The organism is Xylophilus sp. GW821-FHT01B05, from assembly GCA_038961845.1.
Classification (GTDB): domain Bacteria; phylum Pseudomonadota; class Gammaproteobacteria; order Burkholderiales; family Burkholderiaceae_C; genus Xylophilus.
In genome coordinates this window covers 1,207,018-1,221,080 of sequence record CP152408.1, presented here as the reverse complement: position 1 = coordinate 1,221,080, position 14,063 = coordinate 1,207,018, and the positions used below count along the sequence as shown (strand labels likewise).

Sequence of the window (14,063 nt, the reverse complement as noted above, 5' to 3'; positions counted from 1 at the left end):
GGCCCCGCCTGGGCTTAAGGCACTTTTTATTCAAAAACCATTCTTCAGCCCGGCAAGGCATAGGGACCGCCCCGCTCCAGCGCACGCTGGTAGGCCGGCCGCGCATGGATGCGCCGCAGCCAGTCCATCAGGCGCGGCCGGGATGCGTCCAGCCCAGCGCGCGCGGCGGCCGCCTCGACCGGGAAGCTCAGCTGAATGTCGGCGCCGCTGAAGGCATCGCCCGCAAACCAGGGGCCGCGCGCCAGTTCGCCTTCCAGGTAGTCCAGGTGCAACTTGAGCTGCGGCAGCACAAAGCCGTTCTTGGCCTTGCCCGCAATGCCGCGCACCACCGGCTTCAAGAAGAAAGGCACGGGCGCCTTCTCGACCCGGTCAAACACCAGCTTGAGCAGCAGCGGCGGCATGGCCGAGCCTTCGGCGTAGTGCAGCCAGTAGCGGTAGCGCAAAAAGTCAGGCGTGCCGGGCGCGGGCGACAGCTGGCCAGCGCCATAGCGCTCGATCAGGGTCTCGACAATGGCGCCGGACTCGGCCAGCACGCTGCCATCGCCCAGCCCCACCAGCGGCGACTTGCCCAGCGGGTGCACCGCGCGCAGCTCGGGCGGCGCCAGCATGGTCTTGGGGTCGCGCGCATAGCGCACGACGTCATAGGGCTGGCCCAGTTCTTCGAGCAGCCAGAGCACGCGCTGCGAGCGCGAGTTTTCGAGGTGGTGGACGGTGATGGTCATGGGTGCCGAGTATCCGGCGCCCGCGCCGGTTCAACCAGGGGTGCGCACCGCCCTATATAAGGCGCGTACCAGGTCCGACTGCGTGATGATGCCGGCCAGCCGCTGCTCGGCATCGATGATGGGAATGTGGTGGTGGCCGCCTTCGGAGAACAGCGGCACCAGCTCGATCACGTGGCGGTGCTCGCTGGCCACACGCACCTTGCGCGTCATGATCTGGCCGACCACCTCGGGCTTGTCGGAGTGCACGGCGCCCACCCGGCGCATGAACGCGCGCAGCCGCTCACCCAGGCCGTGGTGCAGCTCCAGGTCGGCCTCGCGCATGAAATCCGCCACCGTGACGATGCCCACGATGCGCTGCACCCGGTCCACCACCGGCAGCGCCTTGACGCGGCGCTGGCGCATCAGCGCCCAGGCCTCTTGCAGGCCGGTGCCGAACTCCACCGCCAGCGGCGCGCGGCTCATGATGTCGGCGCAGCGCAGCTCGCCCAGGTTGCGGCGGTAGGCCTCCATCTCGGCGTGGTGCAGCAGCGCCTGCAGGTCGTCGCGGCTCACGTCCAGCACCTGGTTGTAGTGGGACAGCGCGGCGTCCAGGTCGGCCGTGCTGAAGCGCGACGCTGCCTCTTGCGCGGGTGAAGGCGCCAGCACCTGCGCATGCGGATAGCGCCGGCCCGTCGCATGGTGGTAGGCCATGCCCGCAGCCACCAGCAACAGCGAATTGGCCAGCACCGGAAACATCGCGAACTGCGGCGACGCCGCATGGGCCAGCACCACCAGCAGCGCCGACGCCCCACCGGGCGGGTGCAGGCAGCGCAGCAGCATCATCACGGCAATCGCCAGCCCCACCGCCACCGCGCCAGCCCAGGCCGCATCGCCAATGGCCAGCACGCAGGCCCAGCCGATCAGCGCCGACACCGTATTGCCCCCGACCACCGCCCAGGGCTGGGCCAAAGGGCTGGCCGGCACCGCAAACACCAGCACCGCACTGGCCCCGATCGGCGCCACCAGCCAGGGCGACGCGCCCGCCGCGCCGCCCACCCAGCGGCACAGCAAGGCCGTGACCAGAACCCCCAGCACCGCCCCAAAGGCCATGCGCCAACGCTCACGCGCATCGACCCGCAGCGGCGCCGGGCGGAAGGCGCGCAGCCAGTCAGGGAGCTTGGTGTTGCGGGGTGGGGAGTTCATGGGTCAGGGGCGGGCAGGTGCGGGCTGGAATGCGAGGAGCATATGGCGGTCAGCCGGGTATCCCACTCGCCAACACCGCCCGCCGTCATCCCCGCCCTACTTCGACCACAAGCCCGCCTCGGTCAAGCGGCGCAGCAGGGCTCCACGATTGGCGTGGCGCGTCAGAAAGCGTCGCAGGGCCTGGTCGAAGGCGGTGCGGGTCTGGGTCAGTGCATAGGCCTGCGCCAGCTCGGCCAGAAGCTGCACCGCCTTCGCATAGCTCGCGCCGGAACCATGCTGCGCCTGCGCCTCGACGGCGTCCCAGTGCGTCTCCGCGTCTTCCATCAATTGCCGCAGATGCAGCTCGCGCTGGTGGCGCTGCTCGGCCTCCTGTAGAGCGCGCTGCCTCGCCTCTTGCTGCAACCAAATTTCGGCGGCCGCTTCGGCCAACTCACACAACTCGGCCACGCTGCGCCGTGGCGCAGTGGCGGCAACGGCTGGGCGTTGCGCCTTCAACCAGGCCGCGTAACGGGTCTTGACCTGGCGCTCTGCCTGCTGCCCCTGGCCTTGGGCGAGCAAACGCAGCGTCGACACCATCTCATCGCGCGACCACGTCCCCCACCATGCGTCGAGGGCATCGGCTGACGCGACGTCTGCCTGTGCCAGCTTGTCGCTGCCAGCCACGGCAGCGGCGAGCATGTCGGGATCGATCTCAAGAAACTCGACCAGTGCCTGCTGCGCCGAGGACAAGCTCGCCAAGCCGGGGGGAACCTCCGGCTCCAGCACATCGTCGTCCAGTTCACCACAAGCGGCCCCGGCCAGCCAACCCAGATAGAGCGAGCGCAGGTCGCCGCGCTGCAGTTCATCCCGCAGCGGCGCCAGGCGCCACATCCAGCCGCGGCCGTCTTCTGCATTGAAGCGGTCATAGTCCTCGCTTTCATTGAGGAACCACTGGATGATCCAGTGCGAGTCGCTGGCCTCGACAGTCAGGCTCTGCTCCAGGGCAAAGGGCCGCATCTCGACAATGCTGAAAGTGGCCAGTGGCACGCGCAAGGCCAGTCGGCAACTGCACCAGTTGGCGGTATGCACAAAGGCGTCGAAGTAGCGCCGCATCCAGTCGAGCGGGTCGGCCTTCAGGTCGCCCCATTCGTAGTGGTTGGAGAAGCCCGTGGACGTGATCACGGCGCGCGTGGAAACCGCGCGCAGCTGTGCCATTTCCGCCCGGGTGAGCGGCCGCTCGATGGCCGCGAATTCGTAGTATTGGTATTCGCTCATGGGGCGCGTGGTCAGGGATGGAACATGGAATCTTGCAATTGCACGCAGGGTGTTCAGGGTTCACAGCCGAAACGCATGGTCATCCCAGCTCATACCAGACACCTCGTCCGCCACCGTTCTGGCACAGATGCCCCTGCGCGACGAGCGATCGGAAATGCTGTTTGAGCGTGTTGCGGTTGCCGTCCGTCAAGCGAATCGCATCCCCCATCGTGACGCGTCCCTGTCGCTGTAGGTCAGCAGGTCACGATGCAGTTGCCTGATGTGGTTCTCGGTCAGGGTGATGTCCCGCCAGGAGGAGAACACCAACTCCATGACCTCGGCATAGCCGGCCACCGCCTGCTCGTCGCGTGTTGCAAAGGACTTGATCTGCAGGTTGGATAGCTGGCGCTCAACCTCCCGGTCCGACAGCTTGCTGCCCTCGATGCGGGTGGACGAGCCGATGCTCTCGATGGTTGCCACCCGCCGCAAGGCCGACAGCCGGCCCGGCGCCAGGGTGCCGAGCGCCCGCCAAGCGCCCTTGAACTCATCAATGCCGGTGATGAGGTTCAAGATTTCAGGGCTGATCTGGAGGGCATGGGATCGGATCATTGGACCCACACTAAACCCATTTACACCCATTTAATCGACAAAGCCGCCCAGACCCGGCGCAATCCCCAACCCATTTGCACCCAATCCTGTACCAGACCGGGCGAAAGACGTCAGACGTTAAACAAGAAATTCATCACGTCGCCATCCTTGACGACGTATTCCTTGCCTTCCGAGCGCATCTTGCCCGCGTCCTTGGCGCCTTGCTCGCCCTTGAAGGCGATGAAGTCGTCGAAGGCGATGGTCTGGGCGCGGATGTAGCCGCGCTCGAAGTCGCCGTGGATCACGCCAGCGGCCTGGGGGCCGGTGTCGCCGATGTGGATGGTCCAGGCGCGCACTTCCTTCACGCCGGCGGTGAAGTAGGTCTGCAGGCCCAGCAGCTTGAAGGCGGCGCGGATCAGCCGGTTCAGGCCCGGCTCGTCCTGGCCGATCTCGGCGAGGAACATCTTCTTGTCTTCGTCGTCCATCTCGGCCAGTTCGGCTTCGATCTTGGCGCAGATAGCGACAACCGGCGCGCCCTGTTTGTCGGCGTATTCGCGCAGGCGATCCAGCAGGGGATTGTTCTCGAAGCCGTCCTCGGCCACGTTGGCGACGAACATCGCCGGCTTGGCCGTGATCAGGGTGAAGGACTTGATCAGCGGCTGCTCTTCCTTGGTGAAGGAGAGCGCCCGCACCGGCGTGTTCTGGTTCAGTGCGGCCTGGCACTTCTCCAGCAGCGCGACCAACTTGATGGCGTCCTTGTCGCCCGAGCGGGCCGTCTTGGTGTGGCGGTGCAGCGCCTTCTCCACGGTGGACAGGTCGGCCAGGCACAGCTCGGTCTGGATCACTTCGATGTCGGAGATCGGGTCGACCTTGCCGGCCACGTGGACCACGTTCTCGTCCTCGAAGCAGCGCACCACGTTGACGGTGGCGTCAGTTTCGCGGATGTGCGCTAGGAACTTGTTGCCCAGGCCTTCACCGGTGCTGGCGCCTGCCACCAGGCCCGCGATGTCCACGAACTCGACAATCGCTGGCACGATGCGCTCGGGCGTGATGATGTCGGCGAGCTGCTGCAGGCGCGAGTCGGGCACTTCCACCACACCGACATTGGGCTCGATGGTGCAGAACGGGTAGTTCTCGGCGGCGATGCCGGCCTTGGTCAGGGCGTTGAAGAGGGTGGACTTGCCGACATTGGGCAGGCCCACGATGCCGCATTGGAGGCTCATGGCGGGGCTTTCAGGATCTGGGGAAGCGGGGAAGACAGGGCAGCCAGCAGGCCGCCGAACCCGTGATTTTACTGTTCAGCGCCAATCGAGGCGCTAGTCAAAGCGCCAATCCGCCCGCACCGCCTGCCCCACACGCAGCACCTGGCCAGCGCCAGCGCGCACGATGGCGTTCATGCCGAAGGTGATGCCGCCCTGCATGCGCGGGTCGGCACGGTAGGACTGCAGCGCATCGCCCACGGCCGGATTGCTCAGCGCCGTGGCCGGGTCGATGTTGGGGATGGGGCAGCGCACACAGGGTTTGACCGGCTGCAGCTCCACGCCGGCGCCCTCCTCCCCGGTGGCGATGTGCAGGGTGCCCACGCGGTCCTCGTCGTGCGCCTCGGTGCCAGCCAGCACCAGGTTGGGCCGGAAGCGCTCGATGCCCACGGGCGCATGGCCGGCCCGCTGCAGCCGCTGGTTCAGTCCGTCAAGCGAAGCCTGGCTGGCCACCAGCAAGGGGTAGCCGTCACTGAACAGGTTGGGCGCCTCGATGCCGCCGGTCCATTTCAGGCTGGACAGGCGGCGGTGCTCCGGGTCGAAACGCACCAGGCGCAGCGGCTGGCCCAGGAAATCGCTGAACCACTGCGCCGCCAGCGGCCCCATGCTCCAGGCCGGCACCGTGTCCTTCCAGACACGCACGGTGCAAGGCGATTCGGCCGCATCCAGCGCCAGGTGCAGGGCCAGCATGCCGGGCGCGCGCAGCACCAGCTCATAGGCTTTCAACTGCGGCTGCACCAGCGCCATGCGCGGCAGGCTGCGCTGGCTGACGAATTCGCCCTCGGCATCCACCACCATCCAGGCGCGGTCCCAGGCCAGGCCGGTTTCGTCCAGCTCGGACGTCTGCAGCGCAATGCCGGCGCAGGACTTGACCGGGTAGACAAAGAGTTGCGCCACCACCGCGTTGAGCGCCATGTCGGAATCAGCAGCAATGGAAGACGACGGGGCGGCAGAGGTCACAGGCAGCTTTCAGGGGTTCTGCGGGAATTGTGCCGCCAGCGGCTCCGCCCCGGCACGCTCCCTACAATCCCCCGCATGGCCCCTCCTCTTGATGTCTGTATCCGTGGCGCCGGCGTGGTGGGCCGCGTACTGGCCCTTTTGCTCGCGCGTGACCGGCTGCGCGTTGGCCTGGTGGCGCAGCCCCCGGCCCCCAGTGCCACGACCGACGTGCGCGCCTATGCCCTCAATGACGCCTCGCGCCAGTTGCTGCAATCGCTGCGCAGTTGGCCCGAGGGCGAAGCCTGCACGCCCGTCAGCGCCATGGCGGTGCAAGGCGATGACGGCGGCGCCGTGCATTTCCGCGCCGAGGCGCATGGTGCCGAGGCCCTGGCCTGGATCGTCGATGTTCCGGCGCTGGAGGCCCGGCTGGCCGAAGCCGTGCGCTACCAGCCGCTGGTGGAAATACTGGACACCCCACGCCCCGCCGCCCTGACCGCCGTCTGCGAAGGCCGCGCCAGCGTCACCCGCGACGAATTTGGCGTGGACTTTGACACCATGCCCTACCCGCAGCGCGCCATTGCCGCGCGCCTGCGTTGCGACAAGCCGCATGGCGGCATCGCACGCCAGTGGTTCCACCCTCATGGCATCCTGGCCCTGCTGCCCATGGGCGGAGCCGGCGGCCACAGCGTGGCCCTGGTCTGGTCAGTGGACCAGGCCCAGGCACCGGCACTCATGGCCCTGGACGCCGAGGCCTTCGCCCACGAAGTGGCCAGTGCCAGCGATGCATCCCTGGGTGCCATGGCCCTGGAAGGCCCGCGCGCCGACTGGCCACTTCAATTGGCCCGTGCCGACCGCTGGACCGGCCCCGTGCCGCGCAGCATCGGCGACAAAAGCCCGCTGCGCAGTTGGGTGCTGGTGGGCGACGCCGCGCACACCGTGCACCCGCTGGCCGGCCAAGGCCTGAACCTGGGCCTGGCCGATGCGGCCGAGCTGGCCCGGGTGCTGCATGGGCGCGACTTCTGGCGCAGCCCGGCCGATGCCCGCCTGCTGCGCCACTACGAGCGTGCCCGCAAGGCAGGCCTGTGGCCGATGGGCATGGCCACCGACGGCCTGCAGCAACTCTTCGCCCAGCCGGGCCGGCCCTGGCAGGCATTGCGCAACTGGGGCATGCGCGGCTTTGATACCAGCGGCCCGCTCAAATCCTGGCTGGCGCGCCAGGCCATGGGCCTGCATTGACTGAACCAGTTGGGCCAGCCGCAGTCTGAGACCTGATGTCCCCACTTTTCACCGCGTTCCGGAGAACCAAATTGACTTCCCCCCGCCACCCTCTGCTGACGGCAGCTTCCGTCGCCCTCGCCTGCCTGGCCCTGGCTGGCCCGGTCCATGCCCAGGAAAGCATCATCCGCAAGAACCTGGCTGAGCGCGTGCCCCAGCTCCCCAAGATCGACGAGGTGCGCAAGAGCGGCATGCCTGGCGTGTTCGAGGTACGCGTGGGCACCGACCTGTTCTACACCGACGCCAAGGGCGACTACCTGCTGCAGGGCGACATGCTCGACACGCGCCAGCGCAAGAACCTGACCGCCGAGCGCGTGGCCAAGCTCACGGCCGTCGACTTCGCCTCGCTGCCGACTGCAGACGCCTTCACCATCGTGCGCGGCAAGGGCGAGCGCAAGCTGGCGGTGTTCGAGGACCCCAACTGCGGCTACTGCAAGCACTTCGAGAAAGAGCTGCAGACCATAGACAACGTCACCATCCACCTCTACCTCTATCCCATCCTGGGCGCCGACTCGGTGGACAAGTCGAACCGGCTCTGGTGCACCAAAGACCCGGCCGCAGCCTGGCAGGACTGGATGCTGAAAGAAAAAGCCATTCCCGCCGCCGCCGGCTGCGACACCGGAGCCATCACCCGCAACGTGGCGCTGGGGCGCAAGTACAAGATCACGGGCACGCCCACGCTGTTCTTTGCAGACGGCACGCGCGTGCCGGGCGCGATCGACGCCGCGCAGATCGAAAAGCAACTGTCCGCCGCCCGCTAAACACGCTTCATGCCCACTGCATCCCGCCCGCCTGCTGCCGCCGTCCACTACCGCGTCGAAGCTGCTGACCTCCACGCCCACCTGTTCCGTGTCACGCTGACCATCGCCGCGCCAGCGGCAAAGCAGCGCGTGGCGCTGCCGGTATGGATACCGGGCAGCTACCTGGTGCGCGAATTTGCGCGCCACCTGCAGCGCCTGGGTGCGCGCCAGCGCGGGCGCGCCGTGGCCGTGCAGCAGTTGGACAAATGCAGTTGGCAGATCGACTGCCGCGCTGGCGTGCCGCTGGTGCTGGAGTACGAGGTCTATGCCTTCGACAATTCCGTGCGCGCCTGCTGGCTGGACGCGCAGCGCGGCTTCTTCAACGGCACCGGCCTGTGCCTGCGCGCCGAAGGGCTGGAAGAACAAGCCCATGCGCTGGAGCTTGCCGCGACCAGCTTCCCGCGCCATTGGTCGGCCGCCACCGCACTGGTCCCGCGCAAGACCGACAAGCGTGGCTTCGGCCTGTACCTGGCGGACGGCTACGACACCCTGGCCGACAGCCCGGTAGAACTGGGCGCCTTCTGGAGCGGCGAGTTCACCGTACGAGGCGTACCGCACCGCTTCGTCGTTGCCGGCGCCGCCGCCAGCTTCGACAGCGCGCGCCTGCTGGCCAACGCCCAGCGCATCTGCGAGGCGCAGATCGCCTTCTGGCACCCCGACGGCAGCGCGCCGCCGCATGACCGCTATGTCTTCATGCTCAACGCCGTGGACGACGGCTACGGCGGCCTGGAGCACCGGCACAGCACGGCCCTGATCTGCAACCGGCGCGACCTGCCACGCCTGGGCGAGGCCAAGCAGTCAGAGGGCTACACCACCCTGCTCGGGCTGATCAGCCATGAGTACTTCCACACCTGGAACGTCAAACGCCTGCGGCCGGCCGAGTTTGCGCGCTACGACTACACGCAAGAGAACTACACGCGCCTGCTGTGGTTCTTCGAAGGCTTCACCAGCTACTACGACGACCTGATACTGCGCCGCTGCGGGCTGCTGGACGACGCCGGCTACCTGCGCCTGCTCACCAAGACCATCAACCAGGTGCAGCAGGCACCGGGCCGGCTGGTGCAATCGGCGGCCGACGCCAGCTTCGACGCCTGGGTCAAGTACTACCGGCAGGACGAGAACACCGCCAACGCCACCATCAGCTACTACACCAAGGGCGCGCTGATCGCCCTGTGCTTTGACCTCAGCCTGCGCGGCGCCAGCAACGCCACGCTGGACGACGCCATGCGCGCCCTGTGGCAGCGCTGCGCCGCCGGCCCCCTGCGCGAGCAGGACTTCATCGAGACCCTGCAGGCGCTGGCAGGCCGCAGCTTTGCCGCAGAACTGGCGGCCTGGGTGCATGGCACCGCGGAACTGCCGCTGGCGCCCCTGCTCACCACGCATGGCGTTGAGATGGTGGCCGACCCGTCACAGCCGGCCCAGCGCCTGGGCCTGCGGGTGACAGAAAGCAATGGCGTTCAGGTCAAGGTGGTGCTGCGCGGCGGTGCCGCCGAACGCGCCGGCTTTGCCGCTGGCGACGAATGGATAGGCATAGCGCTGCCGGGCAAGCCCACCGGCACCGAATGGCGCATCACCAAGCTCGAAGAGCTGGCGCTTTATATGGGCAGCGAACGCAAGGCCACGGCGCTCATCGCGCGCGACCGCCGCCTGCTGCGCCTGCCGCTGGAGCTGCCGGCGCAAGACAGCACCTGGCGCCTGGTGGCACGTGAGCCCGCACGCATGGCGGCCTGGCTGGACGGCACCAAGCCGCCCCCGCCCGCCAAGCCAGCGCGCGGCGCGCGCAAAGCCTGAGCAGCGGCCACGCCATTGGTGGCGTGGCTATAGTTCTTTTCCACCGCAAAAAACGCAGGAGACAAGCACATGGCCTTTGACACCATAGAAGTCCGCACCGAAGCCGAAAAGGTCGGCATCGTGACGCTGAACCGCCCCAAGCAGCTCAACGCCCTGAACGACCAGTTGATGGACGAATTGGGCGCCGCCCTGGCCGCCTTCGATGCCGACGAGCGCATCGGCTGCATCATCATCACCGGCAGCGAGAAGGCTTTTGCGGCGGGCGCCGACATCAGCGCCATGGCCCAGTACAGCTTTGCCGACGTCTACAAGGGCAACTACATCGGCCGCAACTGGGAACACATCCGCAGCGTCCGCAAGCCAGTGATCGCCGCCGTGAGCGGCTTTGCGCTGGGCGGCGGCTGCGAGCTGGCCATGATGTGCGACTTCATCATCGCCGCCGACAACGCCCGCTTCGGGCAGCCCGAGATCAAGCTCGGCGTCATCCCCGGCGCCGGCGGCACGCAGCGCCTGCCGCGCGCCGTGGGCAAGAGCAAGGCCATGGACATGGCCCTCACCGGCCGCATGATGGACGCGACCGAGGCCGAGCGCGCCGGCCTGGTCAGCCGCGTCGTGCCCTTCGACAAACTGCTGGACGAGGCCCTGGGCGCGGCGCTGCAGATCAGCGACTTCTCGCGCATCGCCGTCATGGCGGCCAAGGAATCGGTCAACCGCGCGTTCGAGAGCGGGCTATCCGACGGCGTGATGTTCGAGCGCCGCCTGTTCCACGCACTGTTTGCCACCGAAGACCAGAAGGAAGGCATGGACGCCTTCGTGAACAAGCGCAAGGCAGTGTTCCAGCACCGCTGAGGGCTTGCCGCCACCAAAGAATCCGGGCTATAATGTGCGGCTCGGCGCTTTAGCTCAGTCGGTTAGAGCGATGGAATCATAATCCACAGGTCCGCGGTTCGAATCCGTGAAGCGCCACCAAGATACCAAGCCTTCCAAGTCCACGACTTGGAAGGCTTTTTTCTTTGCCGGGCAGGATCTGGATTATTGGCAAAAAGTGCCTCCAGCCCTTATTCCACCTGGGCTATAAGCTATTTATTTAATAGCAATCAATCGACAAAGAACTGCACGAGCAGGACTACAGCCCGTCCGGGAACACGTATTGCGGCGGCGTCACGGTGGGCTGGCCGATGACCAAGGCGATCTGGTCATGCGCGTGCAGGGGCATGTCACGCGCCTTGCCGAACTGCAGGCGGCCATTGAGGTAGATGCGCACCGGTCCTTGCAGTCCGGCCACATTGGTCTCGCTCAGGGGCCGGCCCCACACGTCGAAGAAATTGCCGAGGGTGTAGACGCGGTCGTTGGGGGACTCGACATGCACGATGCCGGTTGCGTCGTGCGTGTGCAGCCAGTAGAAGCCCCGGCCGCCTTCCACGAAACCGTTGCGCACCTGGAACGGCGGCAGGATGCCGATGCCGCGCGGAACCGCGATCTGCTGCCCGTGGTAATAGATGGACAGATGCATGTGGATATGGGTCTTGAGCATTTCCTGGCTCGAGCCCTCTATGCCGTCGATGGCCTGCCCGTGCCCGCCTTGCGCTGTGTTGCCATCCGGGAACATGGCTTTGCCAAGCTGCACGCCCTGGGCCAGAGCTGGCGCGTCCCCGTCCGGGCCGTGCGCGTAGGCGAGTGAAGCGCCCAATACCAGCGGCAACGCGAGCCATATTGCGATCTTGCTGCGAAATAACATGTAACGACTCTCTTGTCGGTGGGGCGTCGGGATGCAGGGGGCTTCACCGATCTGGGCGATAGACGGGCAATTGCGCCGTTTTGTTCCTCAAAAGCGCAAACGGCATGGACAAGAGGCGACAACGAAGGACAGGTAAAACAGTGTCTTCCTACAACGCCAGGCCACTTGGCCGTGGGATAGTTCAGTCCCGAAAAGTCGTGGAGACACCGCCATGGGCAACCCCTACCGTCAAATTACCCTCGCCATCACCGTGACCCTCGCCGCAATGGCTGGCACCCATGCCTTTGCGCAAGCCCCGCGTCTGGATGTTCGCGACATGTCAGATGAGCAAAAGCAGCAGTACGGGGTTCAGGGTGCCCCCGCCGGCACCTCCGTGCGCGTGCAGTCGGAGCGCGGGGGCGACCGCGCCCGGCGCGAGGCTAATCGCCGCGCCCAATGGGAGCGCGACCGCGAAGACACCCGCTCCCGTGCCCGCGCCTGGGCCGATGACCCGCGCTATCGCCGCTGATCGATCTCAACTGCGCGGCAGCCGCACAACGAAGCGGGTGCCGCCGCGCTCGGACTGATCCGCGTGCACCGTGCCGCCCTGCAGCGTGACCAGGGTGTGGACGATGGACAGCCCCAGCCCCGACCCCACCGTGCCCGGCGTGCTGGGGGATCGGTGAAAGCGCTGGAACAGGTTGCGCCGCACGCTCTCCGGCAAACCTGGGCCATCGTCGCTCACGGTCAACACCGCATGCCCCCCCTCGGATCCCACGCCAATGCCCAGCCAGCCGCCGTCGGCCGCGTGGCGCAAGGCGTTTTCCACCAGATTGGTCAGCACCTGGCGCATGCGATCCGGGTCCACCTGCACCTGCAGCGAGGCCACGCTGGCTTGCAACTCGGCCTGGATGCCGTGGTCGGCGATATGGGGCGCATGCGCGGCCAGCGTATCGGTCACCAGCCGCACCAGATCGGTGTCCACTTTCTGCAGCGATAGCCGGCCGGCCTCTGCCACCGACATGGTGTGCAGGTCTTCCACCAGCCGGCCCAGGTGCTCGACCTGGTCCAGCAGCTTGCGGCATTCGCGCGGGTCGGCCGGGATCACGCCGTCGCAGATGGCGTGCAGCCGCGCACGCAGCACGGTCAGCGGCGTGCGCAGCTCGTGCGACAAGGACGCGGCCGTGGCCTTGCGCTCGCGCTCGAGCGACTCCAGCGCGTCGGTCATGTGGTTGAAGTCACGCACCATGTCGGCCATCTCGCCGCGGTCCTGCCCGCCCTGGGCGCGCACCGACAGATCCCCCAGCGCGATGCGCCGCGCGGCCTCGGCCACCGACGCCATGGGCAGGGTCACGATGCGCGAGACCCAGAAGCCCACGGCCAGCCCAAAGGGCAGGCACACCACCAGGCCAATCACCAGCGACCACTTCTCGCCAAACAGCAGGTCACCCTGCCAGTACTGGCCGTAGATCTGCACCGCGCGCGGGCTGTCTTCCAGGTTTTGGTCGTTGAGCTGGTCCAGCTCCTGCTGCACGGCAGACGGCAGGCCGCGGTAGAAGGAGTTGTACTGGTACTGGGCCAGCGCGAAGACACTTGCGCCCAGAACGCCTACGGTCACCAGCACCGTGGCGGCTATGCCCAGCCCGAAGCGGACCCAGATCCGGTCTATTCCCCGGGCCATAACCGGTAGCCGATGCCGCGCACCGTCTCGATCAGTTCGTCGTTGCCGGCGTTCTGCAGCTTGCGCCGCAGCTTGGAGAGATGCGAGTCGATGACGCGGTCCATCGCGTCGCTCTCGGGCAGGCAGGTCTCGATCAGGTGGCTGCGCGAGAAGCAGCGCCGCGGTTGCGCGGCCAGGCAGGCCAGCAGGCGGAATTCGGTAAGGGTCAGCGGCAGCACCTCGGCGCGGCCGTCTTCGCTGAAAGAGCGGGCGATGTGCGCCTCCTGGTCGATCTCCAGCCGGCCGGCGCGAATCACCCCCGCCGGTGCCACCTTGGGCGCGGCGGCGGTGCGGCGCAGCACGGCGCGCACCCGCGCCACCACCTCGGGCGGGCTGTAGGGCTTGACCACGTAGTCGTCCGCGCCCATGCGCAAGGCCAGCAGCTTGTCCACGTCGTCGGCCAGGGCGGTGACCATGATGACCGGCGTGTTGCCGTCGGCACGCAGGTTCTTCAGCACATCCACGCCATCCATGCCGGGCAGGTGGATGTCCAGCAGCACCATGTCGGGATGGATCTCGCGGGCCACCTGCAATGCCGCCAGGCCGTCGGTTTCCAGGCGCGTGCGCAAGCCGTCGCGCTGCAGGTAGGCGATCAGGATGTCGGCGATTCCGGGTTCGTCTTCCACCACCAGCACCAAGGGGCTGGGCGGACGTACAACACTGTTCATGGGAGGGGAAATCCTGGCGCGGCCCGCCATAAACGGCGGCGGGGAGGTAGCCCAGCATTATCGGCCAGCAATGCCAGGGCCCTCGGCGGCGGCGGCTATGCCCGGACGGGGCGCGCGTCTTCATGCTTTCTCCATAAAACCTGCACTGCCGCGCAAGTTTGCCGGGGCC

General features: G+C 67.2%; 14 protein-coding genes and 1 tRNA gene. 6 read left to right on the top strand and 9 right to left on the bottom strand.

The window, feature by feature from the left end; translation table 11 throughout:
• Positions 1 to 44 precede the first annotated feature (44 nt).
• The 6 genes from AAFF27_05735 to AAFF27_05710 all read right to left on the bottom strand — a co-directional run bounded on the left by AAFF27_05735 (position 45) and on the right by AAFF27_05710 (position 5,899).
• A complete protein-coding gene (locus tag AAFF27_05735; protein XAH24691.1) occupies positions 45 to 722 on the bottom strand; it encodes a glutathione S-transferase in 678 nt (225 codons plus the stop codon).
• Between the two features lie 30 nt (positions 723 to 752).
• On the bottom strand, positions 753 to 1,904 hold the full coding sequence (locus AAFF27_05730; protein XAH24690.1) for an HPP family protein: 1,152 nt from the start codon (positions 1,902 to 1,904) through the stop codon (positions 753 to 755).
• A 96-nt stretch (positions 1,905 to 2,000) separates the two neighbouring features.
• The gene (locus tag AAFF27_05725; protein XAH24689.1) at positions 2,001 to 3,158 is read right to left on the bottom strand and encodes a hypothetical protein; all 1,158 of its coding nucleotides are present in this window, start codon (positions 3,156 to 3,158) and stop codon (positions 2,001 to 2,003) included.
• Between the two features lie 186 nt (positions 3,159 to 3,344).
• The gene (locus AAFF27_05720; protein ID XAH24688.1) at positions 3,345 to 3,707 is read right to left on the bottom strand and encodes a hypothetical protein; all 363 of its coding nucleotides are present in this window, start codon (positions 3,705 to 3,707) and stop codon (positions 3,345 to 3,347) included.
• Between the two features lie 149 nt (positions 3,708 to 3,856).
• A complete protein-coding gene (gene ychF, locus AAFF27_05715; GenBank protein ID XAH24687.1) occupies positions 3,857 to 4,948 on the bottom strand; it encodes a redox-regulated ATPase YchF in 1,092 nt (363 codons plus the stop codon).
• 93 nt (positions 4,949 to 5,041) lie between these two features.
• Complete coding sequence (locus AAFF27_05710) at positions 5,042 to 5,899, bottom strand: MOSC N-terminal beta barrel domain-containing protein (protein XAH26167.1); 858 nt, start codon at positions 5,897 to 5,899, stop codon at positions 5,042 to 5,044.
• Positions 5,900 to 6,019: 120 nt separating this feature from the next.
• Here AAFF27_05710 and AAFF27_05705 point away from each other — a divergent pair, with 120 nt between their 5' ends.
• The 5 genes from AAFF27_05705 (at position 6,020) to AAFF27_05685 (ending at position 10,758) form a co-directional block, all read left to right on the top strand.
• Entirely contained in the window at positions 6,020 to 7,159 is a 1,140-nt protein-coding gene (locus AAFF27_05705) for an FAD-dependent monooxygenase (GenBank protein ID XAH24686.1), read from the top strand.
• Positions 7,160 to 7,251: 92 nt separating this feature from the next.
• Entirely contained in the window at positions 7,252 to 7,959 is a 708-nt protein-coding gene (locus AAFF27_05700; GenBank protein XAH26166.1) for a DsbC family protein, read from the top strand.
• A 9-nt stretch (positions 7,960 to 7,968) separates the two neighbouring features.
• The gene (locus tag AAFF27_05695; GenBank protein XAH24685.1) at positions 7,969 to 9,789 is read left to right on the top strand and encodes a peptidase M61; all 1,821 of its coding nucleotides are present in this window, start codon (positions 7,969 to 7,971) and stop codon (positions 9,787 to 9,789) included.
• Between the two features lie 69 nt (positions 9,790 to 9,858).
• Positions 9,859 to 10,638 carry an enoyl-CoA hydratase gene (locus tag AAFF27_05690; GenBank protein ID XAH24684.1) on the top strand — a complete coding sequence of 260 codons (780 nt, stop codon included), beginning with the start codon at positions 9,859 to 9,861 and terminating at the stop codon, positions 10,636 to 10,638.
• Between the two features lie 43 nt (positions 10,639 to 10,681).
• Positions 10,682 to 10,758, top strand: a tRNA-Met gene (locus AAFF27_05685).
• Between the two features lie 157 nt (positions 10,759 to 10,915).
• On the opposite strand, the gene AAFF27_05680 is transcribed toward AAFF27_05685, so the two are convergent.
• Complete coding sequence (locus AAFF27_05680; GenBank protein XAH24683.1) at positions 10,916 to 11,527, bottom strand: hypothetical protein; 612 nt, start codon at positions 11,525 to 11,527, stop codon at positions 10,916 to 10,918.
• A gap of 211 nt (positions 11,528 to 11,738) precedes the next feature.
• Here AAFF27_05680 and AAFF27_05675 point away from each other — a divergent pair, with 211 nt between their 5' ends.
• Positions 11,739 to 12,035, top strand: a complete 297-nt coding sequence (locus AAFF27_05675) for a hypothetical protein (GenBank protein XAH24682.1) — start codon at positions 11,739 to 11,741, stop codon at positions 12,033 to 12,035.
• A 6-nt stretch (positions 12,036 to 12,041) separates the two neighbouring features.
• Here the strand turns inward: AAFF27_05675 and AAFF27_05670 are convergent, their stop codons facing one another.
• Entirely contained in the window at positions 12,042 to 13,187 is a 1,146-nt protein-coding gene (locus AAFF27_05670) for an ATP-binding protein (protein XAH24681.1), read from the bottom strand.
• Positions 13,172 to 13,894 carry a response regulator gene (locus AAFF27_05665; protein ID XAH24680.1) on the bottom strand — a complete coding sequence of 241 codons (723 nt, stop codon included), beginning with the start codon at positions 13,892 to 13,894 and terminating at the stop codon, positions 13,172 to 13,174. Before AAFF27_05665 ends, AAFF27_05670 begins: the two co-directional genes overlap by 16 nt.
• Positions 13,895 to 14,063: the final 169 nt, after the last annotated feature.

Bases quoted from the DNA above. Each gene is read 5' to 3' on its own strand.
- AAFF27_05735 (XAH24691.1), bottom strand. From the start codon at position 722: ATGACCATCACCGTCCACCACCTCGAAAACTCGCGCTCGCAGCGCGTG.
- AAFF27_05730 (XAH24690.1), bottom strand. From the start codon at position 1,904: ATGAACTCCCCACCCCGCAACACCAAGCTCCCTGACTGGCTGCGCGCC.
- AAFF27_05725 (XAH24689.1), bottom strand. From the start codon at position 3,158: ATGAGCGAATACCAATACTACGAATTCGCGGCCATCGAGCGGCCGCTC.
- ychF (XAH24687.1), bottom strand. From the start codon at position 4,948: ATGAGCCTCCAATGCGGCATCGTGGGCCTGCCCAATGTCGGCAAGTCC.
- AAFF27_05710 (XAH26167.1), bottom strand. From the start codon at position 5,899: ATGGCGCTCAACGCGGTGGTGGCGCAACTCTTTGTCTACCCGGTCAAG.
- AAFF27_05705 (XAH24686.1), top strand. From the start codon at position 6,020: ATGGCCCCTCCTCTTGATGTCTGTATCCGTGGCGCCGGCGTGGTGGGC.
- AAFF27_05695 (XAH24685.1), top strand. From the start codon at position 7,969: ATGCCCACTGCATCCCGCCCGCCTGCTGCCGCCGTCCACTACCGCGTC.
- AAFF27_05690 (XAH24684.1), top strand. From the start codon at position 9,859: ATGGCCTTTGACACCATAGAAGTCCGCACCGAAGCCGAAAAGGTCGGC.
- AAFF27_05680 (XAH24683.1), bottom strand. From the start codon at position 11,527: ATGTTATTTCGCAGCAAGATCGCAATATGGCTCGCGTTGCCGCTGGTA.
- AAFF27_05675 (XAH24682.1), top strand. From the start codon at position 11,739: ATGGGCAACCCCTACCGTCAAATTACCCTCGCCATCACCGTGACCCTC.
- AAFF27_05670 (XAH24681.1), bottom strand. From the start codon at position 13,187: ATGGCCCGGGGAATAGACCGGATCTGGGTCCGCTTCGGGCTGGGCATA.
- AAFF27_05665 (XAH24680.1), bottom strand. From the start codon at position 13,894: ATGAACAGTGTTGTACGTCCGCCCAGCCCCTTGGTGCTGGTGGTGGAA.